Genomic DNA, 18,189 nt, shown 5'->3' on the forward strand with positions numbered 1-18,189 from the left:
ATTCAGTTCATAGACTGATGTCCGTTAATAGCGCAGCGGAACAATTTTAACATTATTCACCTGAAGTTTTGTTGTCTTTTGCATCCTCTCCATATCTCTTTTCTTTTGGATCTTCGCGTATTATGAGCGATTCAGGAGTAGCCGCCGCAGGATTAGAACCCGTGCCCGAAGTTTTGGGCAAACTTAAAAGATCATTGTTATTGTGCTCCGGAGTAATTTCTATATCTGTATTGCCCAGGGCAATCTGGTTTAGCTGCTCTGAATCGTTTCTTTGATCTGCTTGCACTTCTTCTTTTCCCTTGTTTTCCGTATTTGACATAAATGTAGTTTTATAAAAAATAAACAGCATAAAAAGGCCGAATGTTTTGTAATTAATAAAAAAGAACATCTCCTACAAACTTATTTTCTGCGTGGTTTGCGGTTGCGCTTGTACAGAGCTGCTCTGAGGAGATTTCTTCAACCTGTAAAACGCGTTCCCGTTCGCGCTGTTGTTTTCTATACCTGTTGATAAAGGTATTATGCATGATTACAAAAAGCCAGCCCTTTATATTGGTTTCCTGGTTAAATTTTGCGGCAAACAAGCGCTGATCTCATGAAGTATCTTATTATAGGGCTGCCAGACCGGCAGCCCTATGGATATTATTAGCTTATTATTGCTCCGGAGAAAAATGGGCATTTAGTGCAGCTGAGGTGGAGCTAAAGAAGCCCCCTACAATGGTAGTCATTGTTTTAAATGCAGCTGTATTTTCAAAGCCGAAGCTGACTTCCAAAAGTAGTTCCACACGGTTGTCATCCATCACGCTCACCTTAAATGAACCTGTATAGCCATCGATCCCTGGTACCCCATTGGCTGTATAACTGTAGCTATAAGTATCATGTTCAGCCAATGTCTCTGTTATTTTGATACCGCCAGGTAATGTGATGGATCTCACTTTATCTTCTATTATGAAAGTGTCCCAGAATGGTTTTGAGAAATCACAGGTATAACCGGCCACGAGGTCTTTCATTCCCGGGGCAAATACCCATTTCTTTTTGATATTGAACTTTCTCCCATCGGGTATCACCTGTAAAGGAATATAAAGCTCACCGTAAACTAAATCGGTTATCGCATCAGTGTCCATAATTCCCTTAGTGTATTTGACCACCCATCTTGAATTCGCTTTGGTGCGGTCTTTTTCTTCAGGTTGACAGCTCACTTTGATATTCAGTTCGCGTTCAATCAGATCATAAACGGGATTATCGCTTTCCGACGATTTCAGAATACCGCTTACCGAGTGGCCATAGTTGAGCAAGATAGAAAGCCAGCCCATTGTGGTTCCTCTTGGCACGGTGATCAAAAACAGGCGTTCTGTGAAGGAAATTAACTGATCAACCTTATTCTGATCCATGACTGCCCCATTGTTCAAAAGCAGGTTCAGTTCTTCATATAAAACATCCGCTCTGCTGGCCAGGTAGGTCGGTGGCCCCTGCATCAGCGCCTGGGTGTATTCTGCTGGAAGATGGGCGATTAGCCAGGCTGGGATATCATCCAGGTTGGAATCAAATCCTGTTGGCCACCGCGAAGTTTCCACCCTTTGCAATGGATCCATTTCAAGCAAAGTTTTGCCTTTATTGTAAATTTCGCGCTGAAAGATATTTTGGTGTTGATCGTCGGTAACAGAAATGATGAAGGGATCAATTGGTTCCCCGTCTTTTGATACCAGATGGTTGTCCCCGTTTAAAAAAGGCCTTATGCCGTCCTTTTCAAGCAGGTTGAGGCGTAGGAAACTTCCCGCGCTCAGCACATCCGAAGAATCATATTTCACCAGGTCATTGAGACCATTAACCTCCAGGTATTGTTGTACGCCCGAAGTCTGCACCGCACCAGTGGATTGCATGATTTGTAAAGGCACGTATCCGGCTGTTGCCCCGCTGTTAGCAGTTACCTGTAGCGTAAGATCAATAATATTGACACCTATAGGGGGCAATTTTTCCCTTGGTTCCCTGAGGATATTTTTTTGTCCGGGAAGGTCTTGCCATACCAATGCGCGATCAAGCGTCCGCTCCCCGTCTGCGGCATGCAGCATATGCGTTCCAGTACAGCCGGACTCATCAGTCGGTGGGTCTGGGTCTGTAGAAAGCTGGACCAGGCCGAAACCGCCGAAGCGCAGTTTGAGTACCAGTGCGTCTTCGAATATCCTGTCCTGTTCATTCGGATCTTTAGGTTCCTGTCCAAGCATTGAAGGATTTTCACTAAACAGTCCTGCATCTGGGAATTCCTGCTGATAGTTCAGGTCGGGCATGGTGTTGGAATAACCGCCATGTTCGCGGAAAGGAAACTGTTTTTCGAACTCATTCAATCTGGATAGTCCGGAAAGCCTTGTGATGATCATTTCTGCCTGATAACCGCTGAGATTGGCTTTAACCACCTCAATCTGTTCTTTGGCCCAATCAGATACATTTGCCATTACGCGGAGTGCCAGATAATCGACCTGTTTATTGATGGCTTCGCTTCGCTCGCTATCTAAAAAATAATCTGCCAGTTGCGTTGCGTCTGTCGGTAAACCTGGCAGCGCATCCTTATCGAGCCTGAACATTGCTTTAAGATCAACTGGAAAAAAGGAGATAAGCTCTAAGAACGGTCTGATAGACAGGGACATCATCGGCCAGGTGGCTATCATCTCAATTGCCAGTCTCCGGTCTTTGTCGGTCTCCCAGAGCTTGACCTCATAAATGCGTGAAAGCCATGACAGCATCACCAGGTAACAGGCATTGAACTGCCTGGGCATTTCGGTAACCAATTTTTTTAGGGCGTGGTTATCCATATCTATTGGCAGCGGATCCCGGTTTGCACTGAAAGTAGTGCCCACATTTTCGCAGAGCTTCTGTTCAAATTCCATATCCATATAGATCATCACAAACCTGTATAGGTGCGATTGGCGGCACAGTTCTGCATCTGCAAGCCATTGGGGCGTGCTGTATCCTTTGGTTCGGGCATTCCTTTTGTCCTTTTTCCAGGCATCAAGGTACTGTCTTGTTCCGCCAATTTTAGTTACTTTGGCCAAAAAACGTTCTGCTGTGGCTTCGAATCCTTCAAATCCTTCTCCTTCCTCCACAATTTCATTTACGATACTTTCTACATTTTTAAAGTAACGCAATGCATGTTGTGCGTTGGCTGTTGAAGATTCTGTATAATTTTTGCTCCTGTAGACAGGGCCAACGGGCAGAAATCCTTCACCTGCAGCAAAACCTTGCATTTCGTTGTTGAAACCAAGGTTTGAATTTTTAACCTTGCCGGTGTCGAAGGCCTGCTGGTAGAGAGGAAGAATCCCTTTGGTATAGAAGTCTCCGATTGACTGAAAACGCACATATTTCAGGTCTTCCTCAGCATCGGGCAAGGCTTCCAGAAAGGCAGCCTTTAACATCCCCTCGTCACTCGGTGCCAGGTTGAGGTAGATATCGTTCAACGCCTTTTTCATGTCGTCTCTCTTTTGCTGGTCGGCAATGTTGTACAGGATCCCTTCGAGATGAAAATCCAGTTCAAATTCATAGAGTTTCTGGAATAGGGCTTTGTTCTGTTCACCGAACGGGCTTGAATCCTGTAGAGAATCTGTCGATTCAAAAAGAATGAACTGTTTGATCTGCTTACTGGTTAATCCTTCCAGTGGGATTTCGGTACCCTCATCCTGGGTATCCCCGGGCTGGTAAATGTCCCAATTGGAGATAAACCAGTTACCGGTGTCTTTTTTCCGGTCTGGCAGGGCAAAGCTTGGAGACTCGTCAAGTGCGCGCAGTAAGCACTGCACGTAGTGGAGGTGCATCATCTCTTCGTGTGAAACGCCAAGGATACTCTGCTTCCACTGGCGGGCCTTTTCAAATTGGATAGCTTTCCTCAGGTTGGGTTTGCCGTTGCTCAATATGGCAAATTCTTCTGGCAGGCTTTTAATGGTTGATGCCGTATACAGATAAGTATCCAGCAGGCAATGTTCAAGCTTGGAGGCCTGATGCAACATGCCCACGAGCATGTTCAGTTCATTGTTTTTCATGGAGCGTAATTGGTTAAGATGCGTTTGTTTAATTTATCTGGTCAAGTATATAAATTTATATGATTTTTGATTGATTTAGTGACTTTCGTAAAGTCTTTAAATTCTAAAACCTATCTATAATGCGACAAAAACTCAAAATTACATTATCCTCTATGGTTCGATATTTACTTTTGCAACAAAAGATGATACTGTTTTTGTATCACTACTATCTACAACTACGTAAATACCTAAAATATTATTTTGATATACTGTATTAGCACTTGTAACACTTGAGTCTGGAAAATCGATATCTATCCAATTTGCTTCTCCAAATGATCCGTCAGAATTTCTACTAACAGAAACAAATGATGCTCCATTTTTTTCTCCATTTACCGTAAGCCAATCCGATGGCATATTATAACCACCCTCTTTAGAAATAGTAATGCCTTCAAAATGAGTTATTATAGACAAAACTGTTTCGTTTTTATAGCTAAATGATTTCAAATTACTGGTTTGTTTCGTTTTAGAATTATAATCAACCAAAAAGGCCTGACTTATTTTGCCGAATTTTGGGCTTGTATATCCTCCTGCCATAGTATAACTATCTTCACCATTATGCCAAATGCCATACAAAGTAGTGGTTAATGAATCGGGTACTTTAAAGTCTGTACATTTTTTATTGACTATATCATAGAGAAATGCATATCCGTTTTTATCATCATCAACATCATAATTTCCAACAGCAAGACCACCCATTACACTATGAACAAATACATTATTTGTATTCCCGTCATTGGGTGACACCTGAACCCACGTTCCTGAACCATCAACAGGACCTTCGTAAAAGAATCCTAAATTTCCACTAGGGGCTTTACCGGTAGAGGCTGATATTTTATAAGATCCAACTAACTGTATCGTACCATGAGGTCCATTATTAGGTCCGTAGCAAGAAGTATTAATAACGGTAGCTTCTGGTGAACCCGGAAAATTAACATTATACCACTTTCCTTCGTTACCGTTTCCTTTAATTGTTCCCTCATAAATTAATCCCTGAACAAGATTATTCGAACTTACTAAACTGCCTGCGATATATACATTTTCAGACTCCGAAACTCCTCTGATTCCTTGTATGGTTGTTTGCCCGGCAGGATTATTAAAATCTGCATAACTTATTGTATTTACCTCTGGTTTTATATTTTGTGACATAATTTTGCTTTTTTTATTACTATTTGAATGGGTGTATTTTAGATTTTAAAGATGTTTTTAGTCGAATGTTGTATTACTAATAAACATCTTTTGGCATATTGACCCAGAGTTTTTCTATCTCAAGTTGGTGCAATTGCGCTTCTAAATCTTTTCTGATTTCGCTATATGCCGGATCATAAGCAAGATTGGTACTTTCTAACGGATCATTGACTAAATCATACAGTTCATATTGTTTGAAATAAGCTGTTGAAGCATCAAAGTAATAATCGAATTTCCACTTTTCTGTTCTGATACAACGAATACGATTAGCAGCTTTTATAATCGTCCAACTGCTATTAGAGCCTGCCTTAATATCATCATAAGTAAATAAGATACTATGCTGAACAGGAGTATTATTCTCCATTACAGGAAGTAAACTTGTGCCCGCAAGTCCTGTGGGTGGATTGGATACATTGGCAATATCAATAAAAGTAGGCATAATATCTGCCAATGTAGCCAATGCCATTGATTGTTTTATTTTGTGATCCTTGAATAAGATTGGATTTGAAATTACAAGTGGTACTCTTAATGCTTCTTCATAAGCAACAAAAGTTTTCTGACGCAATCCTCCGTGAGCCAAACCCATTTCTCCGTGATCAGATGTTAAAGTAACAATTGCAGCATCTGCCAATTTATTTCCATGCTCATCTTCTTTGTATAATTCTTCAATCAGATATCCAATTTCTTTATCAACATGACTTAATAAATAACCATAAAAATTAATATAGTTTAGTTTATCCTCTTCACTAGCTATTTCGCCCAGACTTAATGCCATACTGAGTAAAATTTGTTCCTGTGCCATTGGTTTTTTATTTTCAAGTAAATTTTCATTTAAGGTAGCAGGAAGTCCAATTTCTCTGCCTAACCAGCTATCGGAATGGTATCCTGAAGTTCCTGCCGATTTTGGATACGCTAATACGTCATGCGGGTTTACCAGTGAAAGAATAAGACAATACGGTTTATGATTTCCAGCTGCTCTTTGCGCTTTTACTTGCTTCAAATATTGTATGGCTTCGGCTGTATATTTTGCATCGTGATTTGCATATCCGCCACCAAAATTAAGGGGATTAACATCTTCGCCAGCATCTGGAGCAACCCATCCCATTGCTCCGTATAATGAAATATCTGCAGCGGTTAAACTTTCGTAATTTGTTTTAGTTCCATTAGGCGCTACTCCTTTACTCATATGCCACTTGCCTCTGTATTGCACATCATAACCATCTGCCCAAAGTACATTCATTATATTGGGCAAAGAATTACTTAGTGTTGGTTCTTGCGGAGATAAAAGACCTCCTTCGGTTAGCGTTTGGCTTACACCATGTTTGGCAGGATATGTTCCTGTAAATAAGGTTGCCCGGCTTGGGGAGCACATACAGGTATTGCAAAAAGCTCTGTCAAAACTAAATCCATTCTGTTTTAGAAACGTTAGCGTTGGGAGATTTTTCTCTTCCCATCCAAGCGGAAAATGTTGTGTGGCACGTTGCTCATCAGTAACAATAAGAATCATGTCAGGCTTTTGCCCAATTTCATTAAGTTTTTCTTTTAAGTTCATTAGTTTATTTGTTAAATTATTAAGAAAAGGATGTAAGGTTTTGTCAATTGTTGGACAACCCTCAACAACCATAGGTTTTAAAGGGTATTGCCAATTGCAAGCCCGTAAGAAAAAATGAAATAGAAATTTAAGGTAAGACTTTACACTTCTCCGTTTGGTATACTAAATGTAGTCAGGAAAAAAACATAGTCAAATACTTAATTTTAAGTATTTGAACATCTATAAACAAAGGTTTTTTTATCTTACGTCTGTTTCAACTAAAAAGACATGGTGATCCTTATATTTTGCAACAGGGATAGCAGCGGATACCGGCCAAAGTATAAGCCACGAGGCGTATGAGCGGATAGCCCGTGAGTTGCCCCTACTAGCGCAAGTCCAATGGCATTAAGTTAAGCCATACGGCACAAGAAAATAATTTAACCACAGATAGGAAGGATGCACACAGATTTGAAAATCGGTGTTTATCTGTGCTCATCTGTGGTTAAAAACCCTTAACTTAATGACATTGAGCGCAAGTCTTAGTGTGCTGGTGATGGGTTGGCTAACTTGTGCTTTCAGTGCATCTTAACTAATTGAGATATTTAATGTATTGATTTAACGAAAGCACAAGTCAGGCGACGGCTAAGGCCCTCGGCACTAAGACTTGCGCTAGAATGGAACTATTAGGTATGTTTAATAAGGAGGTTGAGTTTTTGATCATTGCTGGCATTAAATCCCGAATTTGTGCACCAGCGCATGAAAAACTTGCGTTTAGGAAAAGGAATAAGCTTAAAACACCCATATTTCTATTCATTGACTTAATATATCACAATTTGCATATTAGCCAGGGTTTAAACGCCCTCACCTGTATTAATTGAATAGGGGAGACCAAAACATACCCATTCAAGCAAATTAATCTACTTTAAATGCCACAGCGGTCGCATAAGGCATTTCTGAAGGGCAATTTATAATCAATCCATCATTCTGTTGTTTCCACTCCAGTTTACCCTTATATCCTACCAAGCTGACATTTTTGATTGCTTTATTTAAATAGTTCTGCTCCAAACCAAGGGATTTGATTTTTAACTCGGCTCCTTTTTCTGGTGCAGTCATACAAAAAGCATAAAGTGACCCATTTTTACCTATCGTAAAACGAAAATCTTCTTTGCTAAATTTGAATTCTGCCTGTTTCTGGCCCAATTTTCCACCAGGTAGCATTTTTAGCTTACCGTTTTGCTGTTCCCCTTCTCCCGGGATTTTCCAGGACCGGCTTCCGTATACCGCTTCCCCGTTCCTGCGCATCCATATACCTACTTCTTTAAGCATCTTTAAGCTGCCTTCATCCAATGAACCGTCAGGCAGTAATGAAACACAAAGTGCAGCATTGCCGTCTCTGGCGATTGCCTCAATCACATATCTGATCATCATACCGGAATCATAGGTAAAGTTGGGTGCATAATACCAATCTCCAACAGGCGCTTCTGCAATCCAGGGCTGATTTGTTTTGATGTTTTCCGGAACAGCGAATTCCTCTGTAGTAACTATACCGCTGGTTTTGTCACGGAACTTGACAATACTGAAGGTATTCACCTTTCCACGATGCGCCAGGGTTCTGTTGTAGTAGTCTGCAATTACGCTCTGCATAGCATCAGCCTTATAACCGGTACCTGTACCATTACCCGTAAAAGGGCCCTGTACCGTGCCATCTGTATAAATAAAGTCAGGATCATAGTGTTCTACCACATCCATCATGCGCATTGCCCAATTTGTTGCATACCATTTCGCATAATCCAGGTGTTTGCTGAATATTCCCGGCGAAGGCGGCGACGAGCGACTGTGCGATTTTTCTGCCACCCCCTTGTATTCACGCAAGTCAATTCCATAAAGCATGCGTGGATCGTAACCCTCCCACCATTTGCCTTTTCCATCTGCAAGCGTAAGATTACCATCGTAAGGGATTCCTTTTTTTGCACCTTCAGTATCGCTGCCGAATGCTGTTTGCCACCACCACCAGGTATATTCGTGATGAAAGGTAACACCATAGCGGATGTTATTTGCACGGCATGCTTTTGCCCATTCCTTTAACAGATCTCGTTTAGGCCCGATATTGACAGAATTCCATGGCTGATATTTCGAGTTCCATAAATCATAGTTGTCATGATGTACACCCTGGATCATTAAAAATTTTGCTCCTGCATCTTTATATATTTTAGCCAGTTTTGCCGGATCCAGCTTTTTAGGGTTCCAATCACGAAGAACTTCTTTGTATCCGGCTTCTGATGGATGGCCATATTTTTCCTGATGTTTTTTATATGCGGGGGTACCTGGAGTATATAGCCTGCGAGCATACCAATCTCCACTTTCGCCGGATGCCTGTGGCCCAAAATGAACCCAGATGCCAAACTTCGCGTCTCTTAACCAGGCAGGATCTCCCGGATAATTGGATTCAATAGATTCCCAGGTAGGCTTGAAGGGGCCTGGATAAATGGGTAAATTAAGTTTTACTTCAGAAAATGAGTTCCAGTCGCCCATTGGCGTACTATCTATTGCTCCGGGAGGAGGTATCTGTGGTATTGGAGTGACTGCCTTTACAGCACTTTTTTTATTTGTTGATTGTGCCCGTATTGTTGTAAAACAAAGTAAAATAATAGCAAAGCAGACACAGGCTTTTAAAATTTTCATCATGAATTAAATTAAGATTGTAATCTAATCGACTTCAGCAACACAAATGCTGATGAGGTCAAGATTAATAAACTCCAATATAACACTTATTTCTAATCTGTGAAATCAATTGTAATATGATTGCAAGCCTCTTGTTTGTTTTACGCCTGGAAGATACCTGAAACAGGGGGCTATTTAATTGCCTTCATGATATGATTCATACGTGGGGTACAGGGATGTAGGAACGTTTTTAAAAGTGCATTAGGAGCCGCAAAAGGATATTCAGTTGCTGGGAATATAGTTGGCGGACTTGGTATTGCGGTTACGGGATTACAATATTTAAATGGAGATATCACCGGTACAGAAGCCGCTTTTGACACGGCATTCGGGGTAATAGGCTTTTTAGGGCCAATAGGAGCGGGTGTAAGCGCAACTTATTTTCATGGTAAGATGGGATATGAGTATTTTAGCGGCAAAAGCGTTTTTGATAAACCAAAAAGATAATATGAAAATTGTAGTACTAATTTTAAATAGAGTTTATTCTTTTTTAGAGAAAGTAGGTAATCAGAGTCCGCTTTTAGGTGCCGTAATATTAGTTACAATATTAATTAGTTCGATAATTTTAAGTATTTCGTTATGTGTGTTTGCATTTAAGGATAAAGCTTTGCATATACGAAGTGGTACATATTTTCTAATAATCTTTGGTGTTTTTATATTGCTATACTTATTTGCAAATAGGTATAAGGAAAAAATTACTTCTTACAATATAGGTGTTCAACGCATCAATAATATATATGTTTTGATTATTTATGTTGTTGCTTTAGGAACTTTCATCTTTTTATCAAACATTAACCGTCAGAAAATATTTAAAGACCGAGGAGCATTGATTAACAGGAAGTAGCATCTCACGGCTTACAGTTTGATCTTCTTCAAAACATAAACCCGGAGATCCCTATAATCCAGCTGTTTTTATGAATGTTAAAAGCTTTTATGACTATATTGATTAACTGCAGGTAGAATATGATAAAAAATCGGTAAATTATAATAATATCCTTACTAGCGCAAGTCTTAGTGTACGGGGTAATGGGTTGGCCAACTTGTGCTTTCATAAAACCTAACTAATCGGGATTTTTAAAGATTAATACATTGAATTTAACTAAAGCAGAATTCAGCAGGCAATGGCTTAAGCCCGAGGCGCTAAGACTTGCGCTAGAATATGGTTTTAAAAACCCTTACTAGTGCAAGTCTCCTTTAGGAGATATTGGAGAAAAAGAAGTACATTTTCCTCGTTAATTGGATCAGCATTTGATGTGAAAGAATAATATCAATGTGGGTGTCCATTTTCACCTTTTTTTATTACAATCAAATAATCAGACATGAAAGCTAAGCTTTTTTTATTGGCGACAGCCTTTATATTAATCTCGGTAAAAAGCTTTGCCGGCTGGTACAATACTTATAATTACACAGGTCTTGTCGGCAGATATCCTGTTACTTTGTCTTTTCAGATAAAAGAAGGCTATTTTGGTGAACCTGCGAAAAAGAGATTTAATGTTATCGGCGCATATAAATATGATAAAGTTAATCATCCCATCAGGCTAGAAGGTGTTTTTAACCAAAATACCAAAGCCATAAAAATTTATGAAATAGGGGCAGGGAACAAGGTTGCTGCAACTTTTTATCTTAATTTTTCACTTCAGCAGCTCACAGGTACCTGGAGCAGTAATACAAGTAAACTAAAGGTAAACCTCCGGCTTGTAGACCGTCTCAGTGATCGCTCGGACGAATCGTTTGACAATATCCAGATCCTTCAGTATCCTTCTTTAAAGAATTACTATTTTATCGGTATTTATGCCAAAAAGAGCGAATCAACAGAGGCACACATGCGCGCATTAAAGATCATGGATAAGCGAACGAATAAAACTTTTCAAACGTTTAATTTTGATAATATAGAATCACCGACAGGCAACGTCATGACCATCATCTATGATAATATTATGACCGGAAAAGGTAACAGTTTCCTCGTCTCCAATCAGATCGGCAGGGTTGGAGGATATCTCAATGTAGACTTTAATGTAAAGGAAAAACAATTTGTTCTAGATCCTGAACCCGTCGCAGAAGGCATAAATTAATAACTTAAAAAATCTTTAGTGTAGGATGACTATCGAGGATGCACTATGGCTAAAATAGTAATTTACTTACAGCGGTTTTTCGAAAATTTATTTCGCTGCTTAGTAAATAAGGCAATCCTTCATTTTTGGAACATCATTCATCTTGTTTCTGTTCCATTAATTGATTTAGATTTTTTATTTGCCTGTGATTCATAAGATTTTTAAATTAACTTACCGTTGCTCCAAATTTAAATATTGTAGTTTTGTGATACGCAGAAACATATTGTTCGTTTTCTTAACGCCGATAATAAAATCTTAGCCAGAATAATTGATATATAAAGAATTTCCTCCCGGCCGGTTACTAGCTAAATTTATAAAAAGCTATTGGTGGTTTGATAATTCCACAGCTGAAAAACTGGACTTTACAATTTTGCCTGACGGCTATTTTGACCTTATCATTTCACTTGAGCGTTACAAACAACAAGAAACTTCGCTGACTGGGTTGTGGACAAAACCAGTGGATGTTTCCATCGAACCTGGCAGACAACTTTTTGGGATACGGTTCAAATTATTAGCGGCTGACTACATTTTAAAGCAAAAAATTTCTGCAATTTTAAATAGTGAACAAGTAATGAATAGCGGGTTTTGGCAATTAGACCAGCTTTCATTCAATAATGTAGAAACAATCATTGAAAAGTTGAATAAAACAATTTTTTCAGCTATATCCGATCAAAAAGGTATTGACATTAGAAAGAAGAATTTGTTCAATTTGCTATATCAGACCAATGGCGAACTATCAGTTGATGGATATTCTCAGCACGTATATTGGAGTAGCAGACAGATTAATCGTTACTTCCAGGACAGATTTGGTATCCCTTTAAAATTATATTGTAAGATTTTGAAATGTTTCGCATCCTTTTCATCTGTTAAAAAAGGGCAGTTCTTTCCCGAACAAAATTATTTTGACCAATCACATTTCATTAAAGATATGAAAGAAATTACAGGGAATAATCCAACAAAGCTTTTTGAAAACAAAAACGACCGATTTTTACAATTAGCCACGATGGAAGAAAAGTAATTTTGTATCATTAAAAAATTAAAGAAAGGCAAAATGAAATTTAGTAACATCAGGCTATTAGTAGACAACTTCGATAAATGCTTTACATTTTACAACGACATTCTGGGGTTGGAATGCTCTTGGGGTGGTTTAGGCGACAATTATGCAAATTTCAATATTGGAAGCACCTCCGTACTTGCTTTGTTTAAAGCTGAGCTTATGAATACTGCTATAAATAAAGTGGTAAACAAAAATGACGCTGTACAAGACAAAACTGTAATTATTTTGCAGGTAGACAATGTGGATAAGGTGTACTCAGCACTTCGAAATAAGGAAGTGAATTTTTTATCAGAGCCGAAATCGATGTCAGATTGGGGAACCAGAGTTGTACACTTCAGAGACCCCGAAGGTAATTTAATCGAGTTATATTCTCAACTGGCAGAAAAAGCTGATGATTAACGGTCATTTAATTTACCATGTCTCAAAACGATGACGATCCCTGATTACCCTTACTAGCGCAAGTCTTAGTTTGCGGGTAACGGGTTGGCTGACTTGTGCTTTAATAACACCCAACTAATTGAGACTTTTAGAGGTTAATACATTGCTTTTAACTAAAGCACAATTCAGCAGGCAATTGCTTTAAGCCCGAGGCGCTAAGACTTGCGCCAGAATATGTTTTTAAAAACGAAAAAAGCCTGAACTCTTATAAGTTCAGGCTTTAATTTGATGCGGAGAGTGGGGGATTCGAACCCGCGGACCCTTTAACAAGTCAACAGTTTTCAAGACTGCCGCAATCGACCACTCTGCCAACTCTCCGCTGCAAAAGTACAAACTCGGCTTAAAACTGCAAAGTCAGAATGCTTTTTTTTTATATAAACTTGATAATTACTTAACACAGAGGGAGAAAAAATTATTTCTTCTGTATATTTTCTTCAATTGGCTCCGATTTTTTGAACAAATTGAAGGTGGGGCGGATAATCTTCACACTTCTTTTACTCACATCAACGCTGGCATTGAGCTCAAAACCGATCAGTAAAATTAATGAATTGAGGTAAAGCCAGATCATTACTACGATTAATGTTCCGATGGAACCATACACTTTGTTGTAGGAGGCAAAATGGTTAATGTAGAAAGAAAATCCCCAGATGGTAAGAAAAGCTAGGATAGTAGCCAGCCATGAACCTGCGCTAAACAAGCGCCATTTTTTGGTATGCGATGGACCGTAACGGTATAAAATAGAAATGGTGATGAAATACAAAATTGCCAATAATGCCCAACGGGTAAATTTAATGGTATAAACCAAAAAACTATCTTTTAAGTGCAGTTCGTCGTTAATCTTGTTCAGCAGAACTTCACCCAAGGCCATGGCACTGATGCAGATGATGATCGAAAAGCAGATAATCACCGTTAGTACAAGCGCAATTAAACGTTGTTTTATCCAGCCCCTGGTTTCGATAATCAATGATGATTTATTAAAAGCCTTCATCAGGTTTTTAACTCCATTGGTCGCAAAAAACAGTGCTGATAAAAAACCGAAAGATAACAAACCTGTGTTTTGCTTTTTGATGATGTCTTTCAATGTTGTTTCAAAGGCATCAAAAGCATTGTGGGGCAGTACCAGCTGAATTAAATTTAAAAGCTGATCCTGGAAACCTTTTATTGGTATAAAAGGGATTAAAGTAAACAAGAAAATAATTCCCGGAAAAATGGCCAGCATAAAACTGTATGCCAAAGATGATGACTTGTTTACCAATGCATCTTTTCCAATTTCACGAAAGAAAAACGTAGCTACAGTATACAAGGGTAATGGACTAAAACCAGGCAGAATGCATTCTTTCGTCCATTCTATAAATCTAGAATAGAGTTTAAGATGTAATAATTGCCTGTGTAACCATTCCATTGTATTGGTTAATTAAAAAACACCGATAATTTTTCCATAAAATTTTCGGGTGGATTTGTCGGTTTATTTTTCGCCATATCAACAAAAACCAGTGTAGTTGCCCCAATGTTTATGAGTTCTTCTTTTTCGTTATACAGCTCATACTCAAAAAAGATCCTGATGCCTGGTAAAGTTTTGATCATTGTTTTTACCGTAATTTCCTGATCGTAAAGGGCAGGTTTAATATATTTGCACTTTAATTCTAAAACTGGCATCATAATGCCATCAGCTTCCATAGAGCTATAGCTCATGCCCAAACTACGCAACATTTCTACCCGGCCAACTTCGTAGTATTGTGCGTAATTGCCATAATACATATAGCCCATCTGATCGGTTTCGCCATAACGAACCCTGATTTTTGTACTGTGGCTATACATTATTTAAATATATTTCTTTTGTTTAACGCTTCGCGGTATTTCCTTGCATTGATTTCGTGCTGAGCTTTATTTTCTGCGAAATTATGGTAGCCAGAAAAATCTTCTTTCGCACACATGTAAATGTAATTGTTTTTATCGCGGTTTAGTACAGCATCAATAGCATTTATACTAGGCATCATAATTGGTCCTGGAGGCAAACCCGCATATTTATAGGTGTTGTAAAGCGATTGTACCTGCAATAATTTGCCGGTTACCCTTTTTACTGTAAAATCGTTGTTTGCAAAAATTACCGTCGGATCAGCCTGAAGCAATATGCCTTTATTTAAACGATTTAAGTACAAACCCGCTATAATTGGCATTTCTTTGTCGTAAAGTGCCTCTGCATCCACAATAGAAGCTAAAGTGTAAACCTGTGCCGGGGTCAGATTTAAACTTGCTGCCTTTTGCTTGCGGTCTGCTGTCCAGAATTTATCGTATTCCTTATGCATGCGCTCAAAGAAATCAACCGGCGAAATATTCCAGTACATTTCGTAAGTATTCGGGATGAACATGGCATACACGTTATCCTGGTTAAAACCATATTTACTGATCAGCGCTGTAGAATCTAACACATTGATAAAGCTTAACGAATCGGCTTCCAGGTTGCTGGCCAGATAGGCTGCAAAGTTTTCTTTCTTACGGATGTTATGGAATTTCAATTTAACGGGATCCTGGTTTCCGGCTTTGATCAGGTTAATCAACGTACGGTTGGTCATTCCTTTTTTTAAGCGGTAACGTCCGGGTTTAACACTTGTGGCTAAACTCATTTTTCCGGCAGCTGTTGTAAAAGAAGAAATGCTTTTTAACATACCTTGCTTTTTCAGCGTTGTAGTCAGGTCGTCGTAACTGCTTCCTGTTTTAATGTATAAATATTTTTGATTTTCGGTAACGTTAGGGGCAAAGTATAGCCTGTAAATATTTAACGCAAAGTAACCGGCAATTAGAATAACAACAAGTGCAATGCCTATTGCTACTTTTTTGCCTGTACTCATGTTCTTTTTTTCTACTTCAGTCATCTGTAATATAATACGTTTTATTGTTGTTTGTTAGATAGTGTAATATTAATCCTGGTGCCTATGGCCACTTTGGTTAACGAATCAGCCAGCATAGGATCTTGTTTAATAATCACAGCAGCAGCACTATCGGTAATAGGTCCATCATAAATAATGTTGCCTAAAATCAGGTTTGAACCCCTTAGGCTAAATTTAGCTTCATCAATGGTTAAACCCATTAACTGTGGAATATCTACTTCTTCATTTCCACGTCCATCGCCTAAAACCAGGTTAATCCTTGAGCCAACAGGCACAATCTGTCCGGCTGTAATCGGTTGACCGCCAAAGGAGGCTTCTAAAACCACATCACGACTTACATCTGGCTTATAGGTTGTATCTCCGAGCTTTAATCTCGAACTTTCTATAATGGCCTGTGCTTCGCGCAAAGTTTTAAACGCTATATCAGGGAATTTTGTATTCGGTGTTTTGCCTGCATTAATGGTTAAATAAATGGTCCGGTTATCTTTTACAAAAGTATTGGGGTCAGGATCCTGGTCAATTACAATTCCGGCAGGTTGATCCATAATAAAAACAGAATCTACTTCATATTTTAATCCGGCATTTTCCAGTTTCTGAACGGCTTGCTCAAAAGATAAACCTTTAACCATAGGTACATTTAGTCCCTGTCCGTGTTTGGTATAATATCTTAAACTAAAAAAAGCAACCAATAGAAGCACTACAACGGTTACTATCGCAGCTAAAATATTGTTTCTAAACGATTTGGTTTTTAAATAATCTATAAATTTAGACATGAATCTTAATTTGGGTTATGCGTACAAGCTCAAATGTAACTATTTTAATGATGGATTGAATTATCGAATCAATTTCTTCACTCAATCATTCAATTACTCACTCCTTCAATAATTCTCCTTCAATAATACTAAAGCACAAAGATATTTATATTTTTGAGGATATATTTATATTCAATTTCTATTTATAAAAAGGATTTTTAACATGAAGAAAACGATAGCATTGTTAACAGGCGGTACCACAGGCGAATGGGTTGTTTCTGTAAAAAGTGCAGCTACTATTGCGCAGAATATCGACTCGGATTTATACGATGTGTATAAGATTATGCTGAACGAAAAGGGCTGGTTTTATGAACCTGCTGATTCTGTTAAGATTGAAATTGATAAAAATGATTTTTCCTTAACACTTGAAGGAAGAAAAATTAAGTTTGACGGAGTTTTTATTGCCATACATGGTTCTCCTGGCGAGGATGGAAAATTACAGGGCTATTTCGATATGTTAGGTATCCCATATACGGCCTGCGATGCATTAACTTCGTCCATTACCATGAATAAAGGTTATACCAAAGCCGTTGTAGAAGGCATTAATAACCTGCACACCGCAAAATCTGTTCAGATATTTAAAGGTGGCAACTACAATTTACATCAGATTAAGCAGGATTTAAGATTGCCATATTTTGTTAAACCCAACAGCGGGGGCAGCAGTATTGGCATGACTAAGGTAAAACATGCTGATGATCTGGAAATGGCCATTGAAAAAGCATTTAAAGAAGATAGTCAGATTTTAATAGAAGAGTTTGTAAGTGGCAGGGAGTTTTCGATCGGCATTTTCGGCGCTGAGGGCAAAGTTATTGTTTTACCTGCAACAGAAGTAATCCCGAAAAATGAGTTTTTCGATTTCGAAGCAAAGTATACACCTGGCGCAACAGAAGAAATTACTCCCGGTAGAATGAGTGCCGAAGAGGTGAGCCGTGTGCAACAGGTGGTAAAGGAAGTATATCAGAAATTAAATTGCAGGGGAGTGGTACGCATTGATTACTTTCTTGAGGAAGGAACCGGTAAATTTTATTTTATCGAAATCAATACCATTCCCGGACAAACAGCAACCAGTTTTATTCCACAGCAGGTAGCTGCAATGGGAATTACACTTAAAGCATTTTATACCCTTTTAATGAAAGAAACGCTGGGGTAGCACTTGTGAGTTCTGTCATTATGAGAGATTAGTATTTGCTAAACCATTGGAGATGACATTTACATACCGTAGCGTCATTCCCAACTTGATTGGGAATCGTAATGCAGTAGGCTTAAGATTAGCTTCGCTGAGCACTGCGTGGTTCCCGCCTGCGCCTATCGTGTGGACACATCTTTTTTAAATATTTTTAGGCGTTTTGCTAGCCGACTTTAATAAAGCACGGATTTTAACCAAG

The 18,189-nt window shown here is 38.9% G+C and carries 15 protein-coding genes and 1 tRNA gene; 5 read left to right on the plus strand and 11 right to left on the minus strand.

All coding sequences use genetic code 11. From position 1 onward, the window contains the following. Positions 1-52: 52 nt before the first annotated feature. From IM793_RS05655 to IM793_RS05680, 6 genes are all read right to left on the minus strand, one after another. Entirely contained in the window at positions 53-319 is a 267-nt protein-coding gene (locus tag IM793_RS05655) for a hypothetical protein (protein WP_193420124.1), read from the minus strand. Between the two features lie 52 nt (positions 320-371). Continuing rightward, entirely contained in the window at positions 372-524 is a 153-nt protein-coding gene (locus IM793_RS05660) for a hypothetical protein (protein ID WP_370629761.1), read from the minus strand. A 126-nt stretch (positions 525-650) separates the two neighbouring features. After that, a complete protein-coding gene (locus tag IM793_RS05665; protein WP_193420126.1) occupies positions 651-3,989 on the minus strand; it encodes a ferritin-like domain-containing protein in 3,339 nt (1,112 codons plus the stop codon). 186 nt (positions 3,990-4,175) lie between these two features. Next, positions 4,176-5,210 (minus strand): hypothetical protein, encoded by a 1,035-nt coding sequence (locus IM793_RS05670; RefSeq protein WP_193420127.1) that lies wholly within the window; start codon positions 5,208-5,210, stop codon positions 4,176-4,178. Positions 5,211-5,286: 76 nt separating this feature from the next. Further along, positions 5,287-6,801 carry a sulfatase-like hydrolase/transferase gene (locus IM793_RS05675; RefSeq protein WP_227256141.1) on the minus strand — a complete coding sequence of 505 codons (1,515 nt, stop codon included), beginning with the start codon at positions 6,799-6,801 and terminating at the stop codon, positions 5,287-5,289. 891 nt (positions 6,802-7,692) lie between these two features. After that, the gene (locus tag IM793_RS05680) at positions 7,693-9,465 is read right to left on the minus strand and encodes an alpha-L-fucosidase (RefSeq protein ID WP_227256142.1); all 1,773 of its coding nucleotides are present in this window, start codon (positions 9,463-9,465) and stop codon (positions 7,693-7,695) included. Between the two features lie 433 nt (positions 9,466-9,898). Here IM793_RS05680 and IM793_RS05685 point away from each other — a divergent pair, with 433 nt between their 5' ends. The 4 genes from IM793_RS05685 to IM793_RS05700 all read left to right on the plus strand — a co-directional run bounded on the left by IM793_RS05685 (position 9,899) and on the right by IM793_RS05700 (position 13,065). After that, positions 9,899-10,342, plus strand: coding sequence for a hypothetical protein (locus IM793_RS05685; protein WP_193420128.1), 444 nt, complete (start codon positions 9,899-9,901; stop codon positions 10,340-10,342). Positions 10,343-10,817: 475 nt separating this feature from the next. Continuing rightward, positions 10,818-11,570, plus strand: a complete 753-nt coding sequence (locus IM793_RS05690; RefSeq protein WP_193420129.1) for a hypothetical protein — start codon at positions 10,818-10,820, stop codon at positions 11,568-11,570. A 307-nt stretch (positions 11,571-11,877) separates the two neighbouring features. Continuing rightward, positions 11,878-12,627: a DUF6597 domain-containing transcriptional factor gene (locus IM793_RS05695; protein WP_193420130.1), complete on the plus strand. Its 750-nt coding sequence runs from the start codon at positions 11,878-11,880 to the stop codon at positions 12,625-12,627. Between the two features lie 33 nt (positions 12,628-12,660). After that, the gene (locus IM793_RS05700) at positions 12,661-13,065 is read left to right on the plus strand and encodes a VOC family protein (RefSeq protein WP_193420131.1); all 405 of its coding nucleotides are present in this window, start codon (positions 12,661-12,663) and stop codon (positions 13,063-13,065) included. Between the two features lie 270 nt (positions 13,066-13,335). On the opposite strand, the gene IM793_RS05705 is transcribed toward IM793_RS05700, so the two are convergent. The 5 genes from IM793_RS05705 to IM793_RS05725 form a co-directional block, all read right to left on the minus strand. Next, positions 13,336-13,422, minus strand: a tRNA-Ser gene (locus IM793_RS05705). A gap of 94 nt (positions 13,423-13,516) precedes the next feature. Continuing rightward, positions 13,517-14,506: a YihY/virulence factor BrkB family protein gene (locus tag IM793_RS05710; protein WP_132396599.1), complete on the minus strand. Its 990-nt coding sequence runs from the start codon at positions 14,504-14,506 to the stop codon at positions 13,517-13,519. An 8-nt stretch (positions 14,507-14,514) separates the two neighbouring features. Next, positions 14,515-14,922 (minus strand): thioesterase family protein, encoded by a 408-nt coding sequence (locus tag IM793_RS05715; RefSeq protein ID WP_193420132.1) that lies wholly within the window; start codon positions 14,920-14,922, stop codon positions 14,515-14,517. Continuing rightward, complete coding sequence (mltG, locus tag IM793_RS05720; RefSeq protein ID WP_193420133.1) at positions 14,922-15,977, minus strand: endolytic transglycosylase MltG; 1,056 nt, start codon at positions 15,975-15,977, stop codon at positions 14,922-14,924. The genes IM793_RS05715 and mltG overlap by 1 nt, the downstream gene beginning before the upstream one ends. A gap of 17 nt (positions 15,978-15,994) precedes the next feature. Then, positions 15,995-16,765 (minus strand): PASTA domain-containing protein, encoded by a 771-nt coding sequence (locus IM793_RS05725; protein WP_193420134.1) that lies wholly within the window; start codon positions 16,763-16,765, stop codon positions 15,995-15,997. 202 nt (positions 16,766-16,967) lie between these two features. Here IM793_RS05725 and IM793_RS05730 point away from each other — a divergent pair, with 202 nt between their 5' ends. Continuing rightward, a complete protein-coding gene (locus IM793_RS05730; protein WP_193420135.1) occupies positions 16,968-17,954 on the plus strand; it encodes a D-alanine--D-alanine ligase in 987 nt (328 codons plus the stop codon). Positions 17,955-18,189 lie beyond the last annotated feature (235 nt).

It is taken from the genome of Pedobacter sp. MR2016-19 (genome assembly GCF_014947265.1).
Classification (GTDB): domain Bacteria; phylum Bacteroidota; class Bacteroidia; order Sphingobacteriales; family Sphingobacteriaceae; genus Pedobacter.

What these genes read in the sequence shown, in the direction of transcription:
- IM793_RS05700 (WP_193420131.1), top strand. Translation starts at nt 12,661, where the DNA reads ATGAAATTTAGTAACATCAGGCTATTAGTAGACAACTTCGATAAATGC.
- IM793_RS05675 (WP_227256141.1), bottom strand. Translation starts at nt 6,801, where the DNA reads ATGAACTTAAAAGAAAAACTTAATGAAATTGGGCAAAAGCCTGACATG.
- IM793_RS05685 (WP_193420128.1), top strand. Translation starts at nt 9,899, where the DNA reads ATGAGTATTTTAGCGGCAAAAGCGTTTTTGATAAACCAAAAAGATAAT.
- IM793_RS05710 (WP_132396599.1), bottom strand. Translation starts at nt 14,506, where the DNA reads ATGGAATGGTTACACAGGCAATTATTACATCTTAAACTCTATTCTAGA.
- IM793_RS05660 (WP_370629761.1), bottom strand. Translation starts at nt 524, where the DNA reads ATGCATAATACCTTTATCAACAGGTATAGAAAACAACAGCGCGAACGG.
- IM793_RS05715 (WP_193420132.1), bottom strand. Translation starts at nt 14,922, where the DNA reads ATGTATAGCCACAGTACAAAAATCAGGGTTCGTTATGGCGAAACCGAT.
- mltG (WP_193420133.1), bottom strand. Translation starts at nt 15,977, where the DNA reads ATGACTGAAGTAGAAAAAAAGAACATGAGTACAGGCAAAAAAGTAGCA.
- IM793_RS05725 (WP_193420134.1), bottom strand. Translation starts at nt 16,765, where the DNA reads ATGTCTAAATTTATAGATTATTTAAAAACCAAATCGTTTAGAAACAAT.
- IM793_RS05655 (WP_193420124.1), bottom strand. Translation starts at nt 319, where the DNA reads ATGTCAAATACGGAAAACAAGGGAAAAGAAGAAGTGCAAGCAGATCAA.
- IM793_RS05670 (WP_193420127.1), bottom strand. Translation starts at nt 5,210, where the DNA reads ATGTCACAAAATATAAAACCAGAGGTAAATACAATAAGTTATGCAGAT.
- IM793_RS05730 (WP_193420135.1), top strand. Translation starts at nt 16,968, where the DNA reads ATGAAGAAAACGATAGCATTGTTAACAGGCGGTACCACAGGCGAATGG.
- IM793_RS05680 (WP_227256142.1), bottom strand. Translation starts at nt 9,465, where the DNA reads ATGATGAAAATTTTAAAAGCCTGTGTCTGCTTTGCTATTATTTTACTT.
- IM793_RS05690 (WP_193420129.1), top strand. Translation starts at nt 10,818, where the DNA reads ATGAAAGCTAAGCTTTTTTTATTGGCGACAGCCTTTATATTAATCTCG.